Source organism: Paenibacillus qinlingensis (assembly GCF_031455095.1).
Taxonomy (GTDB): Bacteria; Bacillota; Bacilli; order Paenibacillales; family NBRC-103111; genus Paenibacillus_E; species Paenibacillus_E qinlingensis_A.
On the sequence record NZ_JAVDSB010000014.1, the window covers coordinates 48,164 to 73,067 of the forward strand.

At 44.9% G+C, this 24,904-nt stretch carries 24 protein-coding genes and 1 pseudogene; 15 read left to right on the plus strand and 10 right to left on the minus strand.

Features of this window, described 5'->3' with window-relative positions:
• Nucleotides 1-8: 8 nt before the first annotated feature.
• Entirely contained in the window at nt 9-1,817 is a 1,809-nt protein-coding gene (locus tag J2736_RS26210; RefSeq protein ID WP_310501542.1) for a M3 family oligoendopeptidase, read from the minus strand.
• Nucleotides 1,818-1,973: 156 nt separating this feature from the next.
• On the opposite strand from J2736_RS26210, the gene J2736_RS26215 reads away from it, so the two are divergent.
• The 3 genes from J2736_RS26215 to J2736_RS26225 are packed head-to-tail and all read left to right on the plus strand — an operon-like array spanning nt 1,974 to nt 3,524.
• Nucleotides 1,974-2,138 carry a YycC family protein gene (locus tag J2736_RS26215; protein ID WP_310501543.1) on the plus strand — a complete coding sequence of 55 codons (165 nt, stop codon included), beginning with the start codon at nt 1,974-1,976 and terminating at the stop codon, nt 2,136-2,138.
• 3 nt (nt 2,139-2,141) lie between these two features.
• Nucleotides 2,142-2,387 (plus strand): hypothetical protein, encoded by a 246-nt coding sequence (locus tag J2736_RS26220; protein WP_310501544.1) that lies wholly within the window; start codon nt 2,142-2,144, stop codon nt 2,385-2,387.
• Between the two features lie 27 nt (nt 2,388-2,414).
• Nucleotides 2,415-3,524, plus strand: coding sequence for a GGDEF domain-containing protein (locus tag J2736_RS26225; RefSeq protein WP_310501545.1), 1,110 nt, complete (start codon nt 2,415-2,417; stop codon nt 3,522-3,524).
• A gap of 64 nt (nt 3,525-3,588) precedes the next feature.
• Here the strand turns inward: J2736_RS26225 and J2736_RS26230 are convergent, their stop codons facing one another.
• Complete coding sequence (locus tag J2736_RS26230; RefSeq protein ID WP_310501546.1) at nt 3,589-4,290, minus strand: DUF2225 domain-containing protein; 702 nt, start codon at nt 4,288-4,290, stop codon at nt 3,589-3,591.
• A gap of 46 nt (nt 4,291-4,336) precedes the next feature.
• The gene (locus J2736_RS26235) at nt 4,337-4,729 is read right to left on the minus strand and encodes a globin domain-containing protein (protein ID WP_310501547.1); all 393 of its coding nucleotides are present in this window, start codon (nt 4,727-4,729) and stop codon (nt 4,337-4,339) included.
• Nucleotides 4,730-5,038: 309 nt separating this feature from the next.
• Here J2736_RS26235 and ylbJ point away from each other — a divergent pair, with 309 nt between their 5' ends.
• The 4 genes from ylbJ (at nt 5,039) to J2736_RS26255 (ending at nt 10,568) form a co-directional block, all read left to right on the plus strand.
• The gene (ylbJ, locus tag J2736_RS26240) at nt 5,039-6,277 is read left to right on the plus strand and encodes a sporulation integral membrane protein YlbJ (protein ID WP_310501548.1); all 1,239 of its coding nucleotides are present in this window, start codon (nt 5,039-5,041) and stop codon (nt 6,275-6,277) included.
• A 46-nt stretch (nt 6,278-6,323) separates the two neighbouring features.
• Nucleotides 6,324-8,873, plus strand: coding sequence for an alpha-glucan family phosphorylase (gene glgP / locus J2736_RS26245; RefSeq protein WP_310501549.1), 2,550 nt, complete (start codon nt 6,324-6,326; stop codon nt 8,871-8,873).
• Nucleotides 8,874-9,005: 132 nt separating this feature from the next.
• Entirely contained in the window at nt 9,006-9,677 is a 672-nt protein-coding gene (locus tag J2736_RS26250; RefSeq protein ID WP_310501550.1) for a PilZ domain-containing protein, read from the plus strand.
• A gap of 78 nt (nt 9,678-9,755) precedes the next feature.
• On the plus strand, nt 9,756-10,568 hold the full coding sequence (locus J2736_RS26255; RefSeq protein WP_310501551.1) for an NAD kinase: 813 nt from the start codon (nt 9,756-9,758) through the stop codon (nt 10,566-10,568).
• A gap of 76 nt (nt 10,569-10,644) precedes the next feature.
• Here the strand turns inward: J2736_RS26255 and J2736_RS26260 are convergent, their stop codons facing one another.
• Both J2736_RS26260 and lipA read right to left on the minus strand, forming a co-directional pair.
• Nucleotides 10,645-10,965 carry a YutD family protein gene (locus J2736_RS26260; protein ID WP_310501552.1) on the minus strand — a complete coding sequence of 107 codons (321 nt, stop codon included), beginning with the start codon at nt 10,963-10,965 and terminating at the stop codon, nt 10,645-10,647.
• A gap of 42 nt (nt 10,966-11,007) precedes the next feature.
• Nucleotides 11,008-11,967, minus strand: coding sequence for a lipoyl synthase (lipA, locus tag J2736_RS26265; RefSeq protein WP_310501553.1), 960 nt, complete (start codon nt 11,965-11,967; stop codon nt 11,008-11,010).
• Between the two features lie 73 nt (nt 11,968-12,040).
• Here lipA and larE point away from each other — a divergent pair, with 73 nt between their 5' ends.
• Genes larE through larC form a run of 3 tightly spaced genes read left to right on the plus strand, consistent with a single transcriptional unit; the run spans nt 12,041 to nt 14,616 of the window.
• On the plus strand, nt 12,041-12,889 hold the full coding sequence (gene larE / locus J2736_RS26270) for an ATP-dependent sacrificial sulfur transferase LarE (RefSeq protein WP_068668198.1): 849 nt from the start codon (nt 12,041-12,043) through the stop codon (nt 12,887-12,889).
• Entirely contained in the window at nt 12,886-13,659 is a 774-nt protein-coding gene (larB, locus tag J2736_RS26275; RefSeq protein WP_310501554.1) for a nickel pincer cofactor biosynthesis protein LarB, read from the plus strand. Before larE ends, larB begins: the two co-directional genes overlap by 4 nt.
• A 9-nt stretch (nt 13,660-13,668) precedes the next feature.
• Nucleotides 13,669-14,616: a nickel pincer cofactor biosynthesis protein LarC gene (gene larC, locus J2736_RS26280; RefSeq protein ID WP_310501555.1), complete on the plus strand. Its 948-nt coding sequence runs from the start codon at nt 13,669-13,671 to the stop codon at nt 14,614-14,616.
• Nucleotides 14,617-14,636: 20 nt separating this feature from the next.
• Here larC and larC2 read toward each other — a convergent pair whose 3' ends face one another.
• Nucleotides 14,637-15,131, minus strand: coding sequence for a nickel pincer cofactor biosynthesis protein LarC2 (gene larC2, locus J2736_RS26285; protein WP_310501556.1), 495 nt, complete (start codon nt 15,129-15,131; stop codon nt 14,637-14,639).
• A gap of 116 nt (nt 15,132-15,247) precedes the next feature.
• Between larC2 and J2736_RS26290 the strand changes: the two genes are divergently transcribed.
• The gene (locus J2736_RS26290) at nt 15,248-16,294 is read left to right on the plus strand and encodes a M23 family metallopeptidase (RefSeq protein WP_397341634.1); all 1,047 of its coding nucleotides are present in this window, start codon (nt 15,248-15,250) and stop codon (nt 16,292-16,294) included.
• Between the two features lie 34 nt (nt 16,295-16,328).
• Here the strand turns inward: J2736_RS26290 and yunB are convergent, their stop codons facing one another.
• Nucleotides 16,329-17,093, minus strand: a complete 765-nt coding sequence (gene yunB, locus J2736_RS26295) for a sporulation protein YunB (RefSeq protein ID WP_310501558.1) — start codon at nt 17,091-17,093, stop codon at nt 16,329-16,331.
• Nucleotides 17,094-17,539: 446 nt separating this feature from the next.
• On the opposite strand from yunB, the pseudogene J2736_RS34345 reads away from it, so the two are divergent.
• Nucleotides 17,540-17,716, plus strand: a pseudogene (locus J2736_RS34345) (transposase); the annotation flags it as partial.
• Nucleotides 17,717-17,785: 69 nt separating this feature from the next.
• Entirely contained in the window at nt 17,786-18,322 is a 537-nt protein-coding gene (locus J2736_RS26300; protein WP_310501559.1) for a hypothetical protein, read from the plus strand.
• A 745-nt stretch (nt 18,323-19,067) separates the two neighbouring features.
• Here the strand turns inward: J2736_RS26300 and J2736_RS26305 are convergent.
• From J2736_RS26305 to J2736_RS26315, 3 genes are all read right to left on the minus strand, one after another.
• Nucleotides 19,068-20,702 carry a fibronectin type III domain-containing protein gene (locus tag J2736_RS26305; protein WP_310501560.1) on the minus strand — a complete coding sequence of 545 codons (1,635 nt, stop codon included), beginning with the start codon at nt 20,700-20,702 and terminating at the stop codon, nt 19,068-19,070.
• A gap of 43 nt (nt 20,703-20,745) precedes the next feature.
• Nucleotides 20,746-21,609, minus strand: coding sequence for a hypothetical protein (locus J2736_RS26310; protein WP_310501561.1), 864 nt, complete (start codon nt 21,607-21,609; stop codon nt 20,746-20,748).
• Between the two features lie 107 nt (nt 21,610-21,716).
• Entirely contained in the window at nt 21,717-22,604 is an 888-nt protein-coding gene (locus tag J2736_RS26315; RefSeq protein ID WP_310501562.1) for a LysR family transcriptional regulator, read from the minus strand.
• Nucleotides 22,605-22,790: 186 nt separating this feature from the next.
• Between J2736_RS26315 and J2736_RS26320 the strand changes: the two genes are divergently transcribed.
• Together J2736_RS26320 and J2736_RS26325 are read left to right on the plus strand one after the other, a co-directional pair.
• Nucleotides 22,791-23,756 (plus strand): ABC transporter ATP-binding protein, encoded by a 966-nt coding sequence (locus tag J2736_RS26320; protein WP_310501563.1) that lies wholly within the window; start codon nt 22,791-22,793, stop codon nt 23,754-23,756.
• A 34-nt stretch (nt 23,757-23,790) separates the two neighbouring features.
• Nucleotides 23,791-24,897, plus strand: coding sequence for an ABC transporter substrate-binding protein (locus J2736_RS26325; protein ID WP_310501564.1), 1,107 nt, complete (start codon nt 23,791-23,793; stop codon nt 24,895-24,897).
• Nucleotides 24,898-24,904: the final 7 nt, after the last annotated feature.

Consider the following 24,904-nt stretch of genomic DNA (forward strand, 5'->3'; position numbering starts at 1 on the left):
CAAATAGCCTAAACGCGAACTTTCGATTCCGTTAGTTCCATGAATTGCTTCACGTCTTGTGCTGCCATATCCACGGCGCTTTGCCAGAAATCTGGCTCTGTCAGATCCACGCCGAGATGTTTTTTCGCAAGTTCTTCTACATTCATGCTGCCCGTATCTCTAAGCAGTGAGATGTACTTGTCTTCGAAGGACGCGCCTTCCTGCACAGCTCTGGCGTAAATACCTGCAGAGAACATGTATCCGAAGGTATACGGGAAATTGTAGAACGGCACATCCGTCGCATAGAAGTGCAGCTTAGCTGCCCAGAAATGCGGATGATAGCTGCTCAATGCATCTTTGTAAGCGAGCTTTTGAGCATCAACCATGAGCTCATTAAGGCGCTCCACACTGACTAAGCCTTGACTGCGTTCCGCGTAGAAGTTCGTCTCAAAAATAAACCGCGCATGAATGTTCATGAAGAACGCGATAGCCCGCTGGATTTTATCCTCGAGCAGAACAATGCGCTCATCATCTGTCGAAGCACTCTTCACGACAGCATCCGCTACGATCATCTCAGCAAAGGTAGATGCGGTTTCTGCCACGTTCATCGCATACTCTTGCGCCAGAGCCGGCATATCCGTCATCACATGCTGATGATAGCCATGCCCAAGCTCGTGAGCGAGCGTAGAGACGTTGTTTAGCGTTCCGCCGTACGTCATGAAGATACGTGTCTCACCCGCTAGCGGGAATGACGTACAGAAGCCGCCAGGGCGCTTACCAGGACGGTCTTCTGCTTCGATCCAGCGCTTCTCGAAAGCTTCCGCTGAGAAGGCAGCAAGCTTCGGACTAAATTGCTTGAACTGATCAATGATCAGACTCGCACCCTCATCATAGGAAATCTTCTTGGATGAATCGCCAAGCGGCGCATCGACGTCAACCCATGCCAGCTTGTCAACCCCAAGCAGCTTCGCTTTTCGATTGAGATATTCCACGAAAAGACCTTTATTACGGTCAATGACGTCCCACATCACGTTCAATGTTTTTTCTTCCATCCGATTGATCGCTAGCGGTTCTTTATGTATGCTTTTCCAGCCTCTTGCCTTATAAACCTGAAGACGGAAGCCAGCCAAGTGATTCAATGCTTCTGCACAGTATTCCTCTTTATTCGTCCAAGCCTGCTCCCATTTATCAAATAGATCTAGACGTTCTTCGCGATTCTCCGTATGCAGCTTATTAAAGGCTTGACCCGCCGATAATTCAACTTGCTTGCCATCGACTTCAACAGCCATGCTGAATTGACCTACGGTCGAATTGTACAAATCGCTCCACCCATGATAGCCGTCTACGGCCAAATCATTAATTAACGCCTCTTGTTCTGGCGGGAGTTTTTCTTTAGCTAGTGAGCGTCGCTCATCCAATGAAAAGGCAATAGCTTGAAAAGGCTCTTGCTGTAGTATCGCTCCCCAGACCTGATCTGGCACACCTGTCAGAATCTGATCAAAATGTGTGAGGGACGATAAATGCTCGGCATATAAGCTTTTCACTTGTCCACTGAGTACAGGTGCTTTTTTGTCCTTCTGATTATCCGCCTGCAAGCAACCCACGAAGGAATCAGCCTCATGAATATGCATCACATTGTGCTGAAGCAATTCAATCAATTGTGCTAGTTGCGCTGTGTCCTCCACGCTTTCCGGGGAAGCCGTATGACGAACTTGCTCTTGAAAAGATGCAATCGATTCCTGAAGCTTCTTCAGGTGTGCAGCGAATGCAGGAGAGTCACTTCCTCCAGGGAAAAATGTTTCAAGATTCCATGTTTGATTAAGAGGTAATGTTAACAATGCGATCACCTATCCTTTCCACTTTTAATTAAATCATATCCGTTCGTCATTCGCCAACTATCCGCATCTTCCTCATTGCTTCTCTTCAAAAAGTATGCTTCAATTATGTATAGTTCCTTCGGACTAAATCGGAACAGGATGGGTGATTTCTTACTAATGAAACCGTTGCAAATTTCTCCTGAAACAGCTGTGAAGTTAGCGGAACAGCTTAAAGTACCTTTAGAACATCTCATGCATATGCCACAACATATTCTCCTGCAGAAACTAGCTGAGCTCGCGAAAAGTTCTTCCTCCGACAAGAGCGAATCAGAAACGAAGTAACTCTTGATACCTTTTGCCAATACTTGGCCTTACGACATCATCATGAAGGACATTTACGTGGCCCAATGTCCATTCTGTCTGAGCTCAAATGTCTTATTGCCGCTCAAAATTGATGAACTCACCTCTATTCACGAAGGTAAAAAGAAACTCCTTGTGTTCCCTTGCTGTCATAACAAATTGACACTTGTGGATACAGATCGAGATTATTTATTAGCGGACACCGCGGTGCGAAACAAACATAATTCGTAGTTCATTGCAAGGAGCAAACGAACCTTTATGAATGAGTATCTCATTCCTTTGACAAGCGCATGTACCTTAGTGACCTTAAATTATTTAGCGTTAAAAGTTCATAGCAAAATGCTGATTGATTCACACGAACATCTATTCGCATCATTACTTACGGGTTTGGCCAGCATCATCATGATGCTGGTTCCTCTCCCAGAGACATTTGGCATCATCGATCTTCGTTCATTACCCATCTTCATGGCCGGATTGCGATATGGATTACCTGTTGCACTTTTTTCAACCTTACTTCCAGCAGGTACTAGTCTCATCGTATCTGACAATCAAGCCTGGTTCATCATCGCACAAGACCTCATTGCCCCAGCCATCATTAGCTCCTTTTTCCATAACAAAGAGTACCGTAACGGCTTCATGGACATTCCTATTCGAATTGCACTCCAAATATGTGCTTTCGTTTACATTCTTCGTCTAGTTACACATAGCTTCCTGACAAGCAGCTTTTCTTGGTCGTATACCCTTGATCAACTATTTATGTTTGCGATTACATCTGCCACCCTCTTCATGATCATCATCATGGTGAATGACGAGAACAACAATTGGCGACTGCAACGAAAGCTTGAGTTGCAAGCGAATCAAGATGGTTTAACCAAGCTGCCCAATTTAAGAAGCTTTATGCCAATTGCACAGCGTGCACTACATAAGCGAAAAGTCTCCATCATGATGATTGATCTAGATAACTTCAAGCTATACAACGATCGATTCGGACATTTGGAAGGCGATCAACTCCTTCAGGAAGTAAGTTCTGTCCTGCATCATTTGATTGATGAGCAAGATTACTTAGCCAGATACGGGGGAGAAGAATTTATTCTGCTCTGTTCAGAAACCGATCCTACCCGCGTTCTTAGCTACGGCCAAACCTTATGTACCTCGATTGCGGAACTATTTCTACATAAAAAGAACGGACTAGAAGCCGCACCGATCTCGATCTCGATTGGAATTTCAACATCAGAATCTTCGCACACGGATCTTAGAACGCTTATTGCAGAAGCCGATCACGCGCTCTATCAATCCAAGCATACCGGCAAGAATCGGCCCACCCTTTATGAACACCCTCAAATCAATGTACAAAAAATGAACGCCTAACCATTCGGTTGATGACCGTATCATGGTTGAGCGTTCATTATATTTACACGCCTATTGGCTTCAGTTAAGTAGCTTGTTTCATCTCTTCAGGCAGCTCTAGGCGCATCGCTAGCATATCTTCCCTCGTAGTTATCCATTGTTCTCGACTAGCTCGAATCATCCCGGCGTCCATAATCTTACGATCATTAATGATACGTGAAAACCATTTGACCGCATCTGAAAAACGTTTCAATCTTCGGCTTAGCTCTCCCATCAGATACATAAGCTTCGCGTTATTCAAATCCATGCCTTCCGTTTCGTATACTTGGATATAAGCATCTAAGGCGTAGGATAGGAAGCGTTCTTCCTGCTCTGCTTCACCTTTCCCCCGATACAGCCAAGCCAAATGATGCAATAAACCAGCAACCACGCGGGACTTTTCGTTTTTGATTTGTGCACTGAGAAGAGCCAGCTTAAAACAGTGGACCGAATCTTCCCATGTTCTTTCCCTGCAATAGTCGCGCATCGACCAGTTCTGAGCTACTTTCTCATGAAACTCTTCTCGCTCGGTCGGCGTCCATTTATCCGAGAAGTTCTCGGTATGCGCATACCCGCAAAAAGGGCAGATCCGAACAACGTAATAGTCCGGGTTAATATCCTTATAGTGAAGGCAGAAATCCGTATCTGATTTACTCGCTTTTTTGAAGCTTGGTCGAACCTTCTTCGATTTGAACGAATTGGTACAGTAAGTGCATGTCACTGATATCTCATATAAAGGTTCGACCAATTGAATTCCCGCCTTTTCCCCTAGTTAGTGTGGTAGGAAGAACGGACTAGTCTTCCTCAGGTGTGTTTATAAAATGATACGCTGAACCTCTAAGCCGTTCTATGAGAAAAGCCTTTAGGTCCTCCGGCATGCCTATATCTACCATAGCTTCGGTCATGCAAGATAACCATGCATCTGCATGTTCCCTTGTAATTGGAAATGGCATATGCCTAGCTCGCATCATCGGATGACCATGACGATCAGAATACAAGCTTGGACCACCGAAAAATTGGGTAAGAAACAGCTTCTGTTTCTCAATAACTGGGTCTATATCAGCTGGAAAGAGCGGCGAAAGTAACGGATGCTGTACTACTTTCGGATAGAATGCCTCTACCAAACGATTTACCGTTTCCGCTCCACCCATCAACTCAAATATGGTTCTGTTCTTGCTCTCTGACATACCTAGGATCCTCGCAATTCATATTCAATAGTTCTCTAAATCCTCATCTCCTGTGTGCATGAGCGTTTCTCGAATGACAAACACGAACATACAGACAACCAATCCGGCAATGACACCTGTCATTTGAATCACTCCCGATGTATAGGATTTACGTATACTAGTTCTATTTTACCATAAAAACAAGGACTGAACAGTCCCAAGGACTAAAATAAAGTGCTATTCAGTCCTACTACTACTTCAAGAAATTCGGGACGGCATGTATGTCCAAGCTTATTCATATAGTTGAATAAGAGGAGGTATCTATCGTCTATGCCGAAACCAAACTTCACCCCAGCCTTACTTATGTCATTCGTCATTATTGGCATTATTGTATGCTTAGTACTTTTCCCTCATGACGGGTTTCAAGCTGCATTGCGCGGCGTTTCCATTTGGTGGGACGTGCTATTCCCAGCGCTATTCCCGTTCTTTGTTATCTCCGAAATTATGCTTGGCTTCGGAATTGTTCATTTCTTTGGCACGCTGCTTGATCCCATGATGCGTCCCCTCTTTCGAATTCCTGGCATCGGAGGATTCGTTATGGCGATGGGCTTCGCTGCTGGCTATCCCGTAGCAGCTAAACTAACAGCGCAGCTCTGGGAACAGAAGCTGGTCAATCGGGAAGAAGGCGAGCGGCTGGTCGCCTTCACGACAAGCTCGGATCCGATCTTTCTGATCGGAGCTGTTTCGATCGGATTTTTCCATGATGCTACTTTAGCCTTTATTTTGGCCATTGCCCATTATGGAGGATCATTCCTGATTGGCCTCACCATGCGGTTTCATGGCAGGAAGGCCATACCTACGCCTCAGCCAATAAAAGAAAGAGGCCCAATATGGAAACAAGCGTTCGAGACCATGCACAACGCAAGAATGCAGGATGGTCGGTCTTTAGGCATTTTGTTAAGTGACTCTATCCTCCACTCTCTACGATTAATTTTCGTTGTAGGTGGACTTGTTGTTTTCTTCTCCGTCGTTCTAGAAGTGCTCACCTCTGCCCAGGTCATGAATGTGTTCTACCTGCTCATAACGTCCCTTTTAACCATCACAGGGTTACCTCACGAGCTCTCACAAGCTGTTATGAACGGGTTATTCGAAGTTACATTAGGAGCTAAGGCTGCAGGCGGGGCTCCGGCTGATCTAGCCCTCTCCAGTAAAGTCGCGATAGGCGCCTTCATTCTCTCCTGGGCAGGCATGTCCGTGCATGCTCAAATTGTCAGCTTGCTAAGTCATACCAACATGCGCTACCTCCCTTTTCTTTTTGCCCGCCTCCTTCATGGATTTCTCTCTGCTGCTATTGTTCTCCTGATTTGGGAGCCTATGCAGCAATTTCGAAGTCCGCAAGCCGTATTTGCGCCTCATTATGACGCGGCAGCCCCCTTGATGAGCTATCTAAAACTTATTTTCCCGATAAGTGCGATGGTCTTTGTTGGTGCTTTTGCAGTCATCATGGGTCTCTTCCTCGCATATTCCTTACTTAAACTGGTGTATGAAAAGGTTGGTGGAACAAGATAATATGGGAAACTACGATCATGTTTATAAAGGGAGCGAATATTCAGATATGTTAGAAGCCGTCCCCCAAGAGGCGAGAGCGTTACCGCAGGCAATAGAACGATTAAGCGAGCTTGCCTTTAATTTATGGTTCAGCTGGAACCATGATGCGCTCCAGCTGTTTGAAAGCATCGACCCTGATCGCTGGAAATCCTACGGCCATAATCCCGTAAGACTGCTGCATGACATAGACGCCTCTCAACTAGAGGCACTTGGTCAGAACCTTGCATTTATCGAACGCTATCAGCAAGTCATGTCCAGTTTCGATACGTATATGAAAGAACCCGGCTGGTTCGAGAACAACCATGCTGACGAAGGGCATGTTCAAATCGCTTATTTCTCAGCTGAGTTTGGGTTTCATGAATCGCTTCCGATATATTCCGGAGGGCTTGGTATCCTCGCTGGTGACCATATCAAATCATCCAGTGACCTGGGCATACCTCTTGCGGGCGTTGGCCTGCTTTATAAAAAAGGATATTTCACACAAAAGATTGATGCGAACGGCAGTCAACAAAGTGAATTATTCCCCTATGATTTTAAGCAATTACCGATTCGTCCTGTCCTTCAAAATAACCAACAGCTCACTGTCTCACTAGATATCTCCGGTCGAAATATCACCCTTTTGGTTTGGGCTGCTCGGGTAGGCCGCAATCTGGTCTTTTTGCTGGATACTGACCATGAAGCCAATAATGACGCAGATAGAGCGTTGACAGCCCAGCTGTATGGCGGCAATCAAGATATGCGAATAGCTCAGGAGATGGTGCTGGGCATCGGTGGTGTCAAAGTTCTTCGAGCACTTGGTATTTACCCGAATGTCTATCACATTAATGAAGGCCATGCGGCTTTCCTTACCCTAGAACGTTTGAAGGAATTGCTTCACTTAGGTCTTCCTTTTCACGTTGCTGTTGAGACTGTGCGTTCCGCAACTGTATTTACAACGCATACCCCCGTCCCTGCGGGTCATGATACCTTCTCTGTCGAGATGGTGGAACACTATCTGGGACATCTTTTCAGCGAGCTGCCTAAGCATAAACAAAGCATTATTTCCTTAGGACTTGATCACAAGTCCGGTCAATTTAATATGACACATTTGGCGATGAATACAGCGGGGTTGCGAAATGGTGTAAGCAAGCTGCATGGGCAAGTTTCACGCGAGATGTTCAAGGAATTTCATGGGCATATCGATGCCAGTGAGGTACCGATCGGATCCATCACGAACGGTGTGCATTTGGATACATGGACAGCACCTGCTTGGAAAGAACTATTTGACCGTTTCCTTCCAGGTACATGGCGAGCGGAACAATCTAATGAGCATCAATGGGCACAAATTGAGGTCATCCCTGATGAATCCATCTGGCATGTTCATCAACATTTGAAGGGGGATTTAGTACATTATGCCCGCCAAAATCTCATGGAGCAGCGTACACGTAACGGAGAATCCGAAGAACGGATTGAAGAGGTACGGCACTATTTAAATCCTAAAGCCCTTACAATTGGATTCGCAAGACGTTTCGCTACCTACAAACGGGCGAATTTAATTTTCAATGATTTGTATAGACTCAAGAAGTTAATCAATGATCCTGAGAGACCGGTACAATTTATTTTCGCAGGCAAAGCCCACCCTGCTGATTACCCCGGTCAAGAATTAATTCGAGAAATTTACCGTATCTCACAGCTGAAGGAGTTCCTCGGTAAGATCGTTATTCTCGAGAATTATGATATCAATATGGCTCGCTATCTCGTGCAAGGCGTTGACGTGTGGCTTAATAACCCTCGCAGACCTCTCGAAGCAAGCGGTACCAGCGGCCAAAAAGCTGCCATGAATGGCGTCCTTAATTTCAGTGTACTGGACGGCTGGTGGGAAGAAGGCTACAACGGCATGAACGGTTGGGCCATCGGATCCACGGGTACCGCGGACTGGGCCGCGCAGGAAAAAGAAAATACGAAAGCGATTTATCACCTGTTGGAGACTGAGATTATTCCCCTCTACTACAATCAAGGTGAAGTGCCACACCAGTGGATTGGACGCATGAAGCGATCGGTTCAATCGCTGACACCTGTTTATAACACACACCGTATGGTGCAGGATTATACGAATCTTACGTATGTTCCCACTGCCAAACGTGCTCGCCTCTTTGTAGCGGACGATTACGATGTTGCTACCAAAGTGGCTGATTATAAGCAATTCATTCGCAACAATTGGCATCAGGTGCGAATTATGAGTATCGATGATCACGCCAATAAATCGACTTCCGACGTGCCTTTAGACGAAATCCCTCCATCGACGAAGATGATTTCGGCCCACATACACTTCGGCTCCATTTGGCCGCAGGATACGGCAGTAGAAGTCATTTATTACGCGGAAAATGGCGAAACATGGGAGCAAAAAACTATCATGATGGCACCCATAGGGGAGATTATTGATCATTCGCAGCGCTTCCAAGCTACCATTCCGTCTCATCTTATTCATGGCCCTCACTTCTCAATACGTGTGCGCCCCATCTCAACCAACTTTGCGCATTCCTTTGAGCTCTCACTCGTGACGAGCACCTTGTCTTAACAAGAAAATCGTAAAACCTTAGAGAAAGCCCCGTTTGGGGCTTTTCTTCTTGACTTATATAAATTATGATGAGAGAAGAATTACTGGATGTATAGGCAGATGTGAATGTAAATCTAACGACTTGGTGATGCTATGGATTGGAATAAGGTACTAGAATTGGCTTCCTTTTCGCCAAATCAGGATTGTCATATTATCATTGTTGGTGAATGCAAAGATGGACAGCCTTTCTGTTTTGAAGATAATTTTGCTATCGACAAAATAAGTGAAAATTCGATAACGGTATGTCTGGAACAATTGGGTGTATACCCATTTGACAAGCTTGACCATGTGTCATTCGTAGAGTTCTCTTTCAAAGACGGTGCCATTTTATATTATGCTTATGTTGATTTGCTTCAGCTTGAACTCAAAAAGACGATCTGTTCGCTAACGCTGTCGCTTCCTGAGGAAGTTTTTCAGCATCAAAACCGACGGCATCCTCGTGCAAAACTTACCATTCGCACACCAATTACACTGCGTGTTGCCGGCATACGAAACTTGTCTGCACAGAAGGGTGTCGCTTTTACAGGGCAACTCCTCGATATTAGTGTTGGCGGATTATCTTTCGTTACATCCAACCGACTTTTCTTTCCTTTGATTCTGGAGTTCAGCTTTATCCTCCCGAGTCTTACCCAACCCATTACAGTCTACGGCGAAATTGTCAGAGTTGCGCACTTCAGCAACGACAGTTATCGCGTTGCCGCAGAATTTCGGCATACACCTGACTCCATTCTCCAAGAAATCAATGCCTATTGCTCGAATTATTAAAGCAGATCATTCTATGAAAACTCAGCACACGCTTACGAAGAAAGTTTTGCTCCAGCAAAACTCTTAGGAGGAACAAGATTGAAATATAACGTCATTGAACGAGGCGATGACATCTCCAAGGGGCTGACTGAACGGTTCCACACACTCGCCGCGAAACAAGGTATGCCAAGAGATGAGGAAAATCCCGATATCGTCCTGTCTATTGGCGGGGATGGTACAATGCTCCAAGCTTTTCATAAGTATGCGGACAAGTTAGATCATATCGCATTCGTTGGGATCCATACGGGACATCTTGGCTTTTTTGCGGATTGGAAGCCTAATGAATTGGATCATCTGGCTTCACTTATGTTTAGCGTTACAACACCTGAGGAGCTGCATGTGGTGCGATACCCCGTTGTTGAGATCGAAATTACGACCGACGAAGGCGTTGAAACACATCTGGCACTTAACGAGTTTACGATTCGCGGAATCGAAGTTTCGTTAGTCGCACGACTTGACGTGAACGATGAAATGTTCGAGATGTTCCGTGGAGACGGCATCTGCATCTCTTCACCTGCAGGCAGTACAGCTTACAACAAGAGCTTAGGCGGCGCCATGGTTCATCCATCGCTAGAAGCTATTCAAATTGCTGAGATTGCGTCGATCAACAATCGGGTGTACCGTACGCTAGGTTCATCGATGATTTTACCGAAGCATCACCATTGTGACATTTACCCGAAAGCACAACAAAATATGCTTCTGTCTTTGGACCATAAATATATGCAGCGTGCAGATGTCGTATCTATTCGGTGCCGTGTTGCTTCCAATGTAAAAGTGAAATTTGCTCGCTTCAGGCCTTTCCCCTTCTGGAATCGTGTCCGTGAAGCATTCGTAGGGCTTGAAGTTAAATAGGACCTTAAACAAACCCTGAACAACAAAACGCCATCTGAACTCCTTATTATTGGAGTTCAGATGGCGTTTTTTATGGCTAAACTGTCGTTGAACTAATTACTTCTGCTGGCGTTTGCTGTTTAGGCGCGTTTACTTTTTCAATAATAAAATACGCACAGCCGAAATTGCAGTACTCATTCAAGTAATCTTGAAGAGCTGCGATGGAGGTTTCTTTAGTGGCCTTCGGGTGGATTTCTTTGAAAAACCCTCTCAAGCGTAATTGACTATATCCCCAATCGCCTACAATATAATCGTACCGCTCCAATACTTCGCTGAAGCGTTCCTTGAACACTTCAAAGTTCCAACCATTTTTGTGATCGGTAACAAGCTCGTATGTTTTATTTGCAATATGAATCATGGTGGTAGGAAGCTCTCCTTTCTATGATCCGTTCAATAAATTCTAAACACTTGATGCTGCTTTCACTTGTTCATGCGCGTGATAGGAGCTGCGCACTAACGGACCGGACTCCACGTGCTTAAAGCCGCGTTTCATGCCTTCTTCCTTCAGTATGGCAAATTGTTCCGGTGTATAATATTGTGATACCGCTAAATGTGTTGTAGACGGCTGCAGATATTGACCGATCGTCATAATATCACAATCCACCTCACGTAGGTCTTCCATCGTTTGAAGCAGCTCGTCCCACTCTTCCCCTACACCAATCATCACACTGGATTTGGTTGGAATGTTAGGTGCAATCTGCTTGGAACGCTGCAACAGCTCCAGCGAACGACGATACTTCGCTTTGGAACGCACGCGATCTGACATCCGCTCAACGGTTTCCATATTGTGATTAAGTATGTCAGGCTTTGCCTCTAGTACGGTTGCAAGTGACTCTTCGCGACCTAGAAAGTCAGGAATTAATACTTCTACTGTACATAGTGGCAGCTTACGGCGAATCGCCTTGATCGTCTCAGCAAATATCATGGCACCGCCATCTGTTAAATCATCACGTGCTACAGAAGTAACAACACAATGACGAAGACCCATTTGCAAGGCTGCGTCTGCAACACGTTCCGGTTCTTCCAGATCAAGCTCAGTTGGGAGACCTGTTTTGACTGCACAAAAGCGACATGCACGCGTACAAATATCGCCTAATATCATAAAGGTCGCTGTCCGATTCGCCCAGCATTCATGAATGTTCGGACATTTGGCTTCTTCACACACTGTATGCAACGTCTTGGAACGCATCATCGATTTAATTTCTTTAAAATTCTCATCGGTTTTAAGATTGATCTTTAACCAGTCTGGTTTTCTCTCTAATACTTTTCTAGGCACTGTAATTCCCGCCTTTTTATTTGGTTTCTCAATGATGTTATTATAACATGAATGACTGACAAAACAATCCACTTTGGGGGTCACTTGTGATACACTTGTTTAGATAGACCAAAACAGCTCAGCTTACTACATAAAGGCTGTATGGGAGGATAGAAACATGAGCATAACTGAAGTGACGCGCGAGAAAGATCGCAAGCTTGGCGAAATTTTAAGAAACATGGGCCGTGTCATCGTCGCCTTCTCCGGAGGGGTTGACAGTACATTCGTCCTTAAACGTGCACAGCAAGAGCTTGGTGATCAAGTGCTTGCCGTAACCGCAGCATCCGAAACATTTCCCACGAGGGAGTTCGATGCCGCCGCTCAACTAGCCGAACAATTTGGCGTTCGCTTGCACAAAACAGAGGTCAAGGAATTGGAGAACGCGAATTTCGTAGCCAATAATCCTGATCGTTGTTATCACTGCAAGACGGGGCTTTATTCCCATTTGCAAGATATTGCGAAAGAGCTGGGGTATCCGTATATCCTGGATGGTTCCAATGTCGACGATCTAGGCGACTATAGACCAGGACTACAAGCGAAAAATGAGCAAGGCGTCCGCAGCACGCTGCAAGAAGCCGGCTTAACCAAAGACGAGATCCGAGCGCTTTCCAAAGAGCTTGGGTTAAGCACATGGAATAAACCTTCTTTTGCATGCTTATCGTCTCGCATCCCTTACGGGACACAAATCGAGAAGTGGAAGATTGACCAATTGGATGAAGGCGAGTACTTCCTTTCCCAGCTTGGTCTTTATCAGGTACGCGTACGTCATCATGAGAAGATTGCTCGTATTGAAGTTATGCCTGATGAGATTCACAAGGTCGTTGAACATCGCGATGCGATCTATGAAAAATTCAGCAAGCTTGGCTTTACCTATGTCACGCTAGACCTGCAAGGCTACCGCACGGGAAGTATGAATGAAGTACTATCCCAGGAAACGAAAGATAAGGTGAAAGAAGCTTCCTTATGATGGACTTAGAGAAGATTTTAAAACTCGTCCAGACCGGCGATCTGGATATAGAAGAAGCCAAAAAGCAAATCATCAAGGAAGGCGGATCAGGTCCCGCCAACCTTGATCTTGGATTTGCACAGCTCGACGTCGATCGCGAGAAGCGTACAGGCTTCCCCGAGGTTATTTTCGGGGAAGGCAAGACGCCCGAGCAGATCGAGGCCATTTTCCGGCGGCTGATGGAGCATACCGACCGCGTGCTAGCCACACGCGTCGACGCGGCCAAAGCCGCTCATGTTGTAGCCAACGTGGCAGGTGTCACCTACCACGAAACTGCACGGGCGCTCACTTGGTTTAAGCGCCCCTTGCTCAAAGTCCACGACGGCTATATCGCCGTCGTGTGCGCTGGCACCTCCGACCTCCCCGTGGCGGAGGAGGCGGCACTTACGGCAGAATGCCTGGGCAGCCACGTTGAACGTGTATACGACGTGGGTGTCGCTGGCATTCACCGGCTTTTCCGCCGGCTCGAACTCATTCGCGGTGCGAACGCGATTGTCGTTGTAGCCGGCATGGAGGGTGCACTCGCCAGCGTCATGGGCGGGCTTGTGTCTAAACCAATCGTCGCTGTACCGACGAGTATTGGTTACGGCGCGAACCTTGCTGGGATCGCACCGCTGCTGTCCATGCTCAATAGCTGCTCTCCAGGTATCTCTGTCGTTAACATCGACAATGGTTTTGGCGCTGGTTATTATGCTGGACTCATTAACAAAAATATGTCGAAACGAGCGTGAATAACGACCATGCGCATTTTATATTTGGACTGCTTCTCTGGCATTAGCGGCGATATGACCCTTGGCGCTTTGGTTGATGCGGGAGCAGATCGTGCTTATATTGAGGATGAGCTTTCCAAAATCAAACTAGAGCCCTACACCTTGGAATGGAAACGTGTTATGAAACGCGGGATTTCCGCACTCAAACTGGATGTCATTCTTGATCCTGAGCATCCCCCGAAGAAACACAGACATTTTTCAGAAATCGTCAATGCCATTCAAAAAGCAGAATTTAATGAGCGTGTTACCGCACTAAGCTTGGCTATTTTCGAAAAAATTGCAATTGCCGAAGCTAAAATTCACGGGACTCCTATTGAAAAAGTGCATTTTCATGAAGTCGGTGCCATTGATTCTATCGTCGATATCGTAGGTGTTGCATTAGCCATCGACTCCTTGCAAATCGAACGTATTTTCTCCTCTCCAGTGCCACTTGGATCTGGTACCATACATATTGATCATGGTATTTATCCAGTACCCGCTCCGGCCACGTTGGAGATGATGAAAGGCGTACCTATCGCTTCAACTCCTTATAGTTTAGAAATGACAACGCCTACAGGAGCCGGTATTATTTCGGGAATTGTAGATGAATTCTCCAAAAGCTTCCCACCCATGGTAGTTGATCATATTGGCTATGGCGCAGGCACAAGAGACTTGCCTAAGCAACCTAATGTACTGCGTGTAGTAGTTGGTAAAATCGACCCCTTAATTGGAAAATGGCAAGTAAGTCATGAGCATCTGGCACATGATCATAGCCATGAAAATGCGCATACACACGATGACCATCACCACCATCATGACCATTCTCACAGTCACGATCATAGTCATGATCACAAACACGAACACCATCACGACCATCATCATGGTCACTCTCATTCTCACACGCACCAAGGCGATGCTACTCCCGGTACGCCACAGTAATAAGATAAAACGCCCTTCCATCACAGTGGAAGAGCGTTTTTTTGTCTTAGTTGTTGCATAAACAACAACCTAACTTCCTCATAGACCATCTTTAGAGGAACTTCATGCAGCCTTGCCACTTGTTCACATTCCTTAAATTCAGGTGCAAATTGCACTAATTTCCCAGCATGATAGCCCACCTTTACGGTTAAAGTCCCCCAAGGCGTCTCCACGTGTTCGAATTCTCTTGCCAATCGATGACACGATGCCCGCATATAGCGAATACCCAGTGTCGTAGTTTCGCTAAAAATAACCTCCTCAATGGAAGATAATCGTTCCTCATCCACAAGCACATTCAACATGATGCCTGGACGTCCTCTTTTCATAATAATAGGCACCATGTAAACATCATTTGCACCTGCGTCAAAAAGCTTATCCATCACATAAGTCATCCACTCTGGATTTACATCATCCAAATTAGCTTGAACAACTAGCATGTCATCGTCAACATGTTCTTCTCTATGGTTAAAAGTCACTATTCCCACCTCTTATTGGCATCATAGCAAATTTCCCGGTGCAACGAAAGATCGAAGGATAAACAACCAAATATCCGTACATCCTAAGAACTAACATTTCAGGAAGGATGATAGAGATGCAAAGTAGAGCATTTTGGTCAAAGGTTCTCGTCCTTAGCCTCCTCCTATCAGCAATCACACCAACACCTTTTTCACACCTAGACCCATCACATGCAATGGCTAATGACCAGATTGCTCCAACGCCGAGTTCCCAACCCACGAAGTATACACAAGAAGAACGAAAGGAACTTTTTGAAAAAATAGGTTTACTCACGGGTATCCCTTGGACCTACTTAGCTGCTGTTGATCAATATGAGAAAACAATGAATACCGTAAAGAAACGAACCGTACAACAACGCATGACAAATATTTATTTCTCCGAACAAATTTGGGCAGGCATGCTCAACCCAGATCCTCAAGACACTAATCTGAAAAACATCTCCTTTTTCCATGGCGTTGGCCGGGATGGATCGGGGGATGGTCTTGCAGAACGTACCAACGATTTAGATGTATTAGCGGCAATGGCTGCCATCTTAAGCAACAATGGGACTAGAGTTGATAACTTACAAATTAACCTCTGGAATTACTACCAAAATGCACGAAGCGTGGAGCGAATCCGACAATTCACTGCCATTTATGAGTCTTTGGGCAGCCTAGAGGCAAATACGCACGCTTTCCCTCTACCTGTAACCTCCAACTACTCGTATCGCAGCACCTGGGGGGATAGTCGCGGTTGGGGTGGACATCGGACCCATGAAGGTACAGATCTTTTTGCCGGCTACGGGGTCCCTGTAAGAAGCACCTGTTACGGCATCGTTGAAATAAAAGGATGGAATCCCTACGGGGGCTGGCGAATTGGTATTCGCGATCTAAATAACATCTATCACTATTACGCCCACCTATCTGGATTTCAAAAAACCATTAAAATCAATGACATCGTCAAACCCGGACAAACCCTTGGTTGGGTTGGCAGCTCTGGGTATGGGAAACCTGGTACTTCCGGCAAATTCCCGCCTCATCTTCATTTTGGACTGTATCGCGATAATGGGGCAACAGAGTGGAGTTATGATCCTTATCCGTCCTTACGCAGATGGGAGCGCGAAGATCGAAGCAAAAAGAAGTAACCTCCCTTTTGGGTGAGTTACTTCTTTTTATTTATTATTTGGTAACTCCCTCCTTAGGGAGAGCACTCGTAGTCCCTGAATTAGGAATTGTCGGTAAAGTTATACTTGGCGGGCTGCCTTCCTTCGAACTTCCCACAGGATTTCCCTTATTATCATAATAATAAGTAGGAACATCCCCGACTACAAGCGAGTAGGAAATTGGTATCTCCGTTTCTACAATTTCCGTTTCCGAATCAAACGGGATAATAACAGAAACCTCAGCAATAATGCGCACATACACTTCAAACATCACCATATTAATGCCAACATTTTGCGTACGTGTATGCAAATCCACCTTCACACTTCCCACTGGAAGCAATCTAATCGGAATATCGGGTCCAAAAGAAGCCAAAATCGCACTATTCATCGCTTGCCCGATGGGTATATGATCAGAAATTGTTTCCAAACCATTCAGCTCACCTTGCACCGTTTTAATAGCTTCCGAAGTAATCCGCATATGCTCATTATAATTCAACATGAAACCCGTAATTTTATTGTTTTTATCCATTTTCCAATCAATCAACTGCTCAGCATTCGCTCCTCCTGCAACATGTTCGGCAATCGCACTATTAATCGCCTGAGTTGCAATCTGCTTAACCCTCACCTTGGCCAAATTCATTAAAGGTGGTCTAATATTCCGTTCTACAAAGATAAAAAACTGTACACAAAACAAGACAAAGATGAGCAGACCGATCCACAGTACCTTTTTCCGGCTTGTTTTCACAGTTGGTCTGCTTCTCCACCGTCGCCTCTGCAGCATTCTGTTCCCCCTTTCTCTATTACCCCGTTCCTGTTATAGCGCCAAATTCATTAGTACTACCTTATGCGGACATGACCTAAAAAAGAAGAAAACACATTCCTACATCCCGCGTGTATCACGACACTATTAGGTCACAATTCTCCCCCAATAACTTCGACTAACTCCTCCTCTCATTCTCATTCTCATTCTCATTCTCATTCTCATTCTCTTCCTCTTCCTCTTCCTCTTCGATTTTCCAATACCTACGCCAATTCCTGTCAACTTTTTTACCTTGCCCCCCACTCAACTTGCTTATCTCAATTTACATCTCGCTATCACCACTATCCCTTTGACTCAGAAATAACTTTCAAGAAAAAAATCCCAAATTATTGAAATACGATCATATGTTTGATATAATGAAATAGGAACAAACGTTTCCATTTCATGCAGTTGGGAGGATAGATGTCATGAACATTTCTAGCTGGTCCCTTGAGCAATTTCACTCACATTTCTCCTCGGAAGACGCCTGCATTCTATACCTATATCAATCTAAGTGGCCGACAGGTTTTTGCTGTCCACGTTGTGATCATCGACATGCATACATTACTACTACCAGACGATTACCCTTATATGAATGTTCTAACTGTCGACATCAGGTGTCACTGCTCGCGGGAACGATTATGGAGGGCTCGAGAACACAACTTTGCAAATGGTTGCTGGCTATATTTTTGGTTTCGCGCACTCATATTGGCACAACAGCTACAGAGCTGTCCCAGCTTATTAAGGTTACTTACAAAACAGCCTGGCTAATCCTCCAAAAAATTCGCACTTCCATTCAGCAGGCAGATAACCACTGTCCGCTAACTGGATCTATTCTGATTAACTCTGCTATATATGGACGCCCATTTAATCCAACAGTCCATAGACATCCCCAAGAACAGCTACTTCTTATCGGCTCTTCGATAGATCAAGCTGCGATTTCAACTATGATTAAAATTAAACATGTAATACCTAATCAACCTCATACCAAACATATAACAAAGTCCGATACTTACAGCTTTCAACAAAAACATATTGATCCTATGGTAGAAACAATCGAATTGGTTACAGGCTTTTATACATCAAAAAAACAACGCCCCCTTCTCGAATTCGCAAAACAGGTTAGCACTTGGCTTAGCACTACCTTCACGGTATCGGACCTAAATATCTTCAAACGTATTTGGACGAATTCTGCTATCGTATCAATCTGATTAAGTCTGATACTCCTGTTTTTGAACATCTGGTCAAAACCTGTATGAATAATTCTAGAACCAGCAACCCCTCTACTACGAAATAACACATCGTATGCTTCCTACACAGATCAAAATTCTACACTTTCTTCTTTAAATTGCTTTCAGTTCATTTCACTAATTACACTACCTCACTCTCTTTAAGTCCATTTCGATGTAACATTGCTTTCTATCTCATCTATTCCGTTTCTCCATTACTTGCTTAACACCATCCAGTCCGTTTCTCCATTACTTGCAACCTCATTCAATCCGTTTCTCCAAATTACTTGCTTAACCTCATTCAATCCGTTTCTCCATTACTTGCTTAACCTCGTTCAATCCGTTTTTCCATTACTCGCTAAACCACATCCCGTTGTTCACGAGTAGCAAAATTGAAGTATTCTCGACCCGTGATCTCTTTCTGAGCTATAGGGATAGTGCCAAGGGTAAACAGTGAAAAATTACTTGGTCCCGTTAGTAGCGAAGCGCTAGAGCTTGAGGTAGAACCTTTCGCGGGGCGTGCTTTGATGTTCGCGGCAGGACTTCCCGTGGAGGTGCCGTGGTGCTTGCTGTGGAGGGCTGCAGCAGGGCTTACTGTGGAAGGCGCACCAAATAGACGGAGACATGGCGAGGCTTCCCTCAGAGGGCGCGGTGGGGCTTGTACAAAAAAGCTCTCAGTACCATCACGCGGATGGAATGAGAGCTTCAGGATTAAAGGCATTTTTCTTTAACGAGTTGATGGAATGAGCGCAGTGCCTCCAAGTCCGCTTGGGGTGCTGCTAGTTTTGGAGAGGGCGATTTTGTCGACCATGGCGCCGTCTTCCCGCACTTTGATGTATAGCGTATGTGTGCCAGTTGAAAGTGAGATGGAACTGCTTGGTTTTTTCCAAGCCCAGCTACCAGCGCTTCCCGTTGTTACTTGGTAGTTACTGCCTGAATCAACGGCTACGTTGAAGCTATCCGAGCTGCCATCTGGACCTTGGGAAAGCAAGTAAATGTAGAAAGAACCGCCATTTGTGACTTCAAGGTCATATTTGAGGTAATTGGAATCACTATCTCCAGATCCATTAGGTGTTTGCATGTTAGCTGTTCCGGAGCATGCCGTACAAGTCGCTTGTGTGAATGTGCCTGTTTTTGCTGTGAAAGTCTCGGCTTCTAGATACGAAACGACACTTCCATTTACGTTGTAGTAAAGTGATCCTGTACCAGTGCCGCCACTTGCAAGTGTTGTGACTGCTGCAGTCGTGCTAGCTGCAGAAGCATTTCCTGCCGCGTCTTTGGCAATGACGGTGTAGCTGTACGCTGTCGATGCTGTTAATCCTGAATCACTATAGCTTGCCGTTGATGATGTTCCGATTTTGGAACCGTTACGAAAAATATCGTAGCTAGTTACTGCGACGTTGTCTGTCGATGCAGTCCAGTTCAACTGAACTTGAGAGCTGGACGTTGCGGCAGCGCTCAATCCAGCTGGTACGGAAGGAGCTGAGGTATCTGGCGTTTGGGCTACAGGTGCATAACGCTCCATAATTAAGCTTGTTTTGAGGACGTCAGACTGCACTAACCAGCCTTTTGTAGATAGTACATTCATTAATGCTGTACGTACACTCGTTGCCTCGCTTAGACTGTCTGTCTTAAAGGAAGCTTCCACAATGTCTTCAGTTCCTGTTTTTGCTGCATTGAGGATGGTCCATACTTCGATATCGAGATCCAAATCCTCATAGGTACCTTCGTAACGTTTAAAATCAATAGGACCATAAATAACTGAGTTATTCAATTGCGTTGTTCCCCAACCTGAGCTGGTCCAGTTTTTAAATTGGCTTGGCGCATTGGAAACAGAAACGGAGCGTGATGTTGCCAAGTTTGGCGCATTCAATCCGCTACCACTGTAGCCCGATACGGTCACGTCTTTTTCATACTGGACGCTTAAGGTTTGTTTACTATAGGTCCAGTCCACCTGGAACTCAAATCCGGAAGCCGAGCTATTTAAACCATCGTTCGCTGCTGTTGTTAACGCACCGTTAATATCTCCATTGGTGATCGGGTAGCGCTTTTTGTATTGGAATTGGTGTGTGCTGTCGCTGCTTTTTTTACGAATACGATCACTCCAGCCTTGTGCATCCAGTGCTCCTGTCGCTGTGTCCATGTATTGAACACGATAAGCTTTGGAGGAAGAACCGGTCGAAAATTGGCTGCGTACGCTGCTGATCAAGTTATGGCTGGAATCCACGACGATACTAGGATTTAAGTTAAATTTAACCTCATAGTTCGGTGTACCGTTGGCAGCAGAAGCCTGTTGAGGACTAAGAATGCCACCTGTTAAAAGCAAAGCCGCTGCGGTTGAAGCCATGATTACTTTGGACATTTTATGAGCTTGGAACATTGAATTACTCATCTCCATTCGTTATTTAGTAACGATCCATAATTAATTGTGTCTTCAAGGAATCTTGCGCTAGAAACCAACCTTTTCCTTGTAGGTAGGTAATTAACTCGTCATGTTTGGTAGATGCTGTCGTCTGGCTAGTGGTTTTGAAGGAAGCTTCCACGACGTATTCAGTGCCTGTCCCCGCCGCATTCTTTATTGGCCAAACTTCAATATACAACTGCAATCCACTCCATGTACCAATGGATCGTTTAGCAAGGATTGGACCAAAAACTCTTGAAGTCGAAAGCTTATTAGTTCCCCAACCGCTAGAAACCCAGTTGTTGAATTTATCAGGTGCATTATTTATGAGTAAACTGCGTGAATCCGCAAGATTAGGTAGATCCATTCCGCTATAGCCCGATTTACTTCCTTGTTTCGAACGAGTGATACTAAGTGTTTTCTTCTGGTAGCCCCACTCAATTTGCGCCTCGTAGCCTGTATCCCCTGAGTTAAATCCTTGTTGATTAGCCAATGTGAGCGCTCCGTTAATGTCACTTCCCGTTATGGCATATCTCTTTTTATAACTAAGTTCAAAATCACTTTCTCCTTCTGTCTTACGAATACGTGGACTCCATCCATTGTTATAGATGTCTTTATTGCTGGTATCTAGGAATTCTACGTTCATTTTGGTAACGGTATCCGGCATACCAAATGCTGATCTCACACTACTCGTCAACTTGAAATCAGTTCCAAGTACGACACTTGGATTCAGAAGAAGCTTTACTTCGTAATCTGGAACCATGTTGCTTGCTGCACTTGCTGACTGTGGTGCCGCACCGATACTCGCAATTAAGCTAGTCCCAACTACAGCTGCCATTATGACAGTCATTGCCTTTTTCCTAAACATCACTTCATCTCCTCTACGATTCTGGAAAGTTTTTCCCTTACAGAACTGAGCATAAAGGTGATTTGTTTGTAGATTGTCATCTGGGTTTGTGCTTTTTGTAAATAGGATTAGAAGGATCGTACAGAATCATATAAGCAGGAAAGAAAGCTATCAAAGAGGGATGAGCGGATGCGATCCGCATTATAAGTAAAATAAATGTAGCGTTTAAAAGGGTTTTGAGGAATGCTTCGACAGCTCAATTCACCTCGCAACAGCTCTTTTGCGATGGCTATTTTAGAAATAACTGAGACACTTTCCCCTGTCATGACGGCCTGTTTAATCGCTTCTAAGGAGTCCATCTCCATCACTGGTTTTAGTTTAACTCCTAGTGTTTTGGCCCAATTTAGTGTCATGGTTCTTGTGCTAGACTCCTGTCCGTGCAGGATAAAGGGTACTTCGTTTAAGAACTCAGGGTGCAGCAATTCTTGTCTCGCAAAGCGATGATTAGGATTAAAAAAGAAAACGAGCTCATCTTCACATAGCGTTTCCCCAACAAGTGGGGACCATTGGAAAGGTTCTGCCGACATGATGCCAATATCAATTTCATGATTTAACAGCATTTCTTGAATGACGGGTGTAGGTCTTACGGTTAAAGAGACTGAAATTTGCGGATACAGCTTCGAAAATGAACTCAGCATCTCTGGGAGCACATAGGTTCCTGGAACGGAACTTGCTCCTATTTTCAAATGACCGCTGCCACGCTCATCGAACTCCTTCACGACTCGTTCTGCTTCCTGAACAAGTGCGTTAATTTTCTTCGCATAATGATTCAATGATTGCCCCGCTTCGGTTAAATGGACCTTGCCACCTCGCGAATAAAATAGTTGCACACCCAGCTCTTGCTCCATCGATTTCATATGAAAGGAGACTGTGGGCTGCTTAAGCCCTAGGTGCTCTGCAACTGACGTAATTCGTTTGTGTTTATCAAGTAGTTCTATTACTTGGAGTTTTAACATGTTCCAATTCATCCCACTCATCCCTCTTTCCTACCCATCTGCTTTGGGGATCATTATAGAAAAAATCTATGGAAATGAATAGATACACAACAAAAACTTAACAATCTATTTACTTTGCTATGACACTTAGCTGACGATAGGCTCTTACACTAAAGGTGAGATCAAAAGCACGGAAGGAAGCATGCGATGTCTCTACAACTTAGTGGTATAAGCAAATCTTTTGGTTCTATGACAGCGTTGGAAGGTATTGAGCTTTCTCTCGCCAAAGGACGATTCACTACATTACTCGGTCCATCGGGTTGCGGTAAAACTACCCTACTTCGCATCATTGCTGGACTGGAGACACCTGATGAAGGTGAGCTGCATTTCGGAGATATCTGTTTGTTCTCGAAGAAGAGCAGGATCAATCGCCCTGTGCACAAACGTAATTTTGGTATGGTTTTTCAAGATTTTGCACTCTGGCCGCATTTAACAGTGCTGGAGAATGTTGCTTTCGGGCTTAAAGCTTCGGGTGACAAATCAAATTGGCGCCAGCGAACGATCGAAGCGATCGAGTTGGTACAGCTGCAAGGGAAGGAAAAGCGCTATCCGCACGAACTTTCAGGAGGCCAGCAGCAACGTGTTGCGCTTGCTCGTGCAATTGTCGTCCAGCCACAGCTCGTCTTATTCGATGAGCCAATGAGCGCGCTTGACGCCCTTTTGCGAGAAGAAATGCGTTTAGAATTGATGAATTTGGTACGAAGAATCGGTTTCACCACCGTTTATGTCACACACGATCAAACCGAAGCGATGTCGATGTCAGATGAAATCATCGTAATGAAAGATGGGCGTATTTTACAAAAAGATACCCCAGAAGCCATTTATCAAAAGCCTACGCATCCCTTTACAGCTCGCTTTATCGGCAAAACCAATTGGTTAGAAGTGGACAAGCGGCTAGTCCGACCTGAGCATGTGCGGTGGGAATCTCTTTCTGAGAATGACCTTACCTATGAAGGCGTTGTACAAACGGTAAGTTACATGGGAGAACGTTATGAGGTCACCATGCGTTTAAATACGGGAGAAGTTTGGATGGCGTATCATCCTACGCGATTAAGGGTAGGGGATTTCGTAAAGCTTTACGTTGCACAGCAGCAGATTCACGTGCTTTCTTAAGCAGTTACCATACCTAGGAGAGGGAGTTTAAACAATGAAAACAAAAATGAAAAAATCTTTGCACACGACTACTCTAGCTTTGATGACGGTTTTGATCGGCGTAGGATTAACGGGGTGTGGAACGGGCAGCCAAACGACGACTGCTGGAACAGCATCCGAAAAACCAACAACAGCAGCAACTGCGTCCTCGTCTACTGCTCCAACGACAACGCCAGAAGCAAAAAAATTAAGCGGTAAAATCGTTGTTTATAGTGCGGGACCTAACCCACTTGCCGTTAGCATTCAAAAAGGCTTCACAGCAAAAACTGGCGTAGAAGTTGAAATGTTCCAAGGTACTACAGGTAAAATCATGGCGCGTATGGAAGCCGAAAAAGGAAATCCAGTAGTCGATGTAGTTATTCTGGCATCACTTCCTTCTGCAATCGGAATGACCAAAAGCGGGTTAACTCTCCCTTATAAAGAGGCAAAAAATATCGATAAATTAATTCCTGCTTATTCGGATAAAGAGGGTAACTATTTTAGCTACAGCTTGTCAGCATTAGGTATTGCTTTTAACACGAAGCTTGTAACGAATCCGCCTAAAGAGTGGAGCGATCTAACGAAACCAGAATGGAAAGATCAAATTAATATCCCAGATCCTGCTCAATCTGGTTCCGCTCTTGATTTCATGTCTGGCTATACGAATAAAAACGGTGATGCTGCTTGGGATCTGTTTGGTAAAGTGAAAGCAAATGGTGCTATTATTGCTGGTGCTAACCAAGAAGCTATGGATCCAGTTATCTCTGGCGCGAAAAAGATTGTTATGGCAAGCGTTGACTATATGACTTACGCGTCAAAAGCAAAAGGTGAACCGATTGATTTGATTTATCCAGCAAGCGGAACGGTGATCTCTCCACGACCTGCGATGATTATGAAAACGTCCAAAAATGTCGATGCATCCAAAGCTTTTATTGATTACTTGCTTTCCGATGAAGCTCAAAAACTGGTTACGGACTCTTACTTGCTTTCGGGTCGCAGTGACATTCAAATTCAAGGCCGCGTTAATGCGAAGGATATCCCTACTTTTGATGTGAGCTGGAGCTGGATGAATGAGAATCAAGATGCGATTACGCAAAAGTTTACGCAATTATTTAAAAAGTAAGCTGAGG

Excerpts from the sequence above, each read along its gene's own strand:
- J2736_RS26215 (WP_310501543.1), top strand. The coding sequence starts at position 1,974 with ATGAAACCGTTGCAAATTTCTCCTGAAACAGCTGTGAAGTTAGCGGAA.
- J2736_RS26225 (WP_310501545.1), top strand. The coding sequence starts at position 2,415 with ATGAATGAGTATCTCATTCCTTTGACAAGCGCATGTACCTTAGTGACC.
- J2736_RS26235 (WP_310501547.1), bottom strand. The coding sequence starts at position 4,729 with ATGTCAGAGAGCAAGAACAGAACCATATTTGAGTTGATGGGTGGAGCG.
- ylbJ (WP_310501548.1), top strand. The coding sequence starts at position 5,039 with ATGCCGAAACCAAACTTCACCCCAGCCTTACTTATGTCATTCGTCATT.
- glgP (WP_310501549.1), top strand. The coding sequence starts at position 6,324 with ATGTTAGAAGCCGTCCCCCAAGAGGCGAGAGCGTTACCGCAGGCAATA.
- J2736_RS26250 (WP_310501550.1), top strand. The coding sequence starts at position 9,006 with ATGGATTGGAATAAGGTACTAGAATTGGCTTCCTTTTCGCCAAATCAG.
- J2736_RS26260 (WP_310501552.1), bottom strand. The coding sequence starts at position 10,965 with ATGATTCATATTGCAAATAAAACATACGAGCTTGTTACCGATCACAAA.
- larE (WP_068668198.1), top strand. The coding sequence starts at position 12,041 with ATGAGCATAACTGAAGTGACGCGCGAGAAAGATCGCAAGCTTGGCGAA.
- larB (WP_310501554.1), top strand. The coding sequence starts at position 12,886 with ATGATGGACTTAGAGAAGATTTTAAAACTCGTCCAGACCGGCGATCTG.
- larC (WP_310501555.1), top strand. The coding sequence starts at position 13,669 with ATGCGCATTTTATATTTGGACTGCTTCTCTGGCATTAGCGGCGATATG.
- J2736_RS26290 (WP_397341634.1), top strand. The coding sequence starts at position 15,248 with ATGCAAAGTAGAGCATTTTGGTCAAAGGTTCTCGTCCTTAGCCTCCTC.
- yunB (WP_310501558.1), bottom strand. The coding sequence starts at position 17,093 with ATGCTGCAGAGGCGACGGTGGAGAAGCAGACCAACTGTGAAAACAAGC.
- J2736_RS26305 (WP_310501560.1), bottom strand. The coding sequence starts at position 20,702 with ATGTCCAAAGTAATCATGGCTTCAACCGCAGCGGCTTTGCTTTTAACA.
- J2736_RS26310 (WP_310501561.1), bottom strand. The coding sequence starts at position 21,609 with ATGTTTAGGAAAAAGGCAATGACTGTCATAATGGCAGCTGTAGTTGGG.
- J2736_RS26315 (WP_310501562.1), bottom strand. The coding sequence starts at position 22,604 with ATGTTAAAACTCCAAGTAATAGAACTACTTGATAAACACAAACGAATT.
- J2736_RS26320 (WP_310501563.1), top strand. The coding sequence starts at position 22,791 with ATGTCTCTACAACTTAGTGGTATAAGCAAATCTTTTGGTTCTATGACA.
- J2736_RS26325 (WP_310501564.1), top strand. The coding sequence starts at position 23,791 with ATGAAAACAAAAATGAAAAAATCTTTGCACACGACTACTCTAGCTTTG.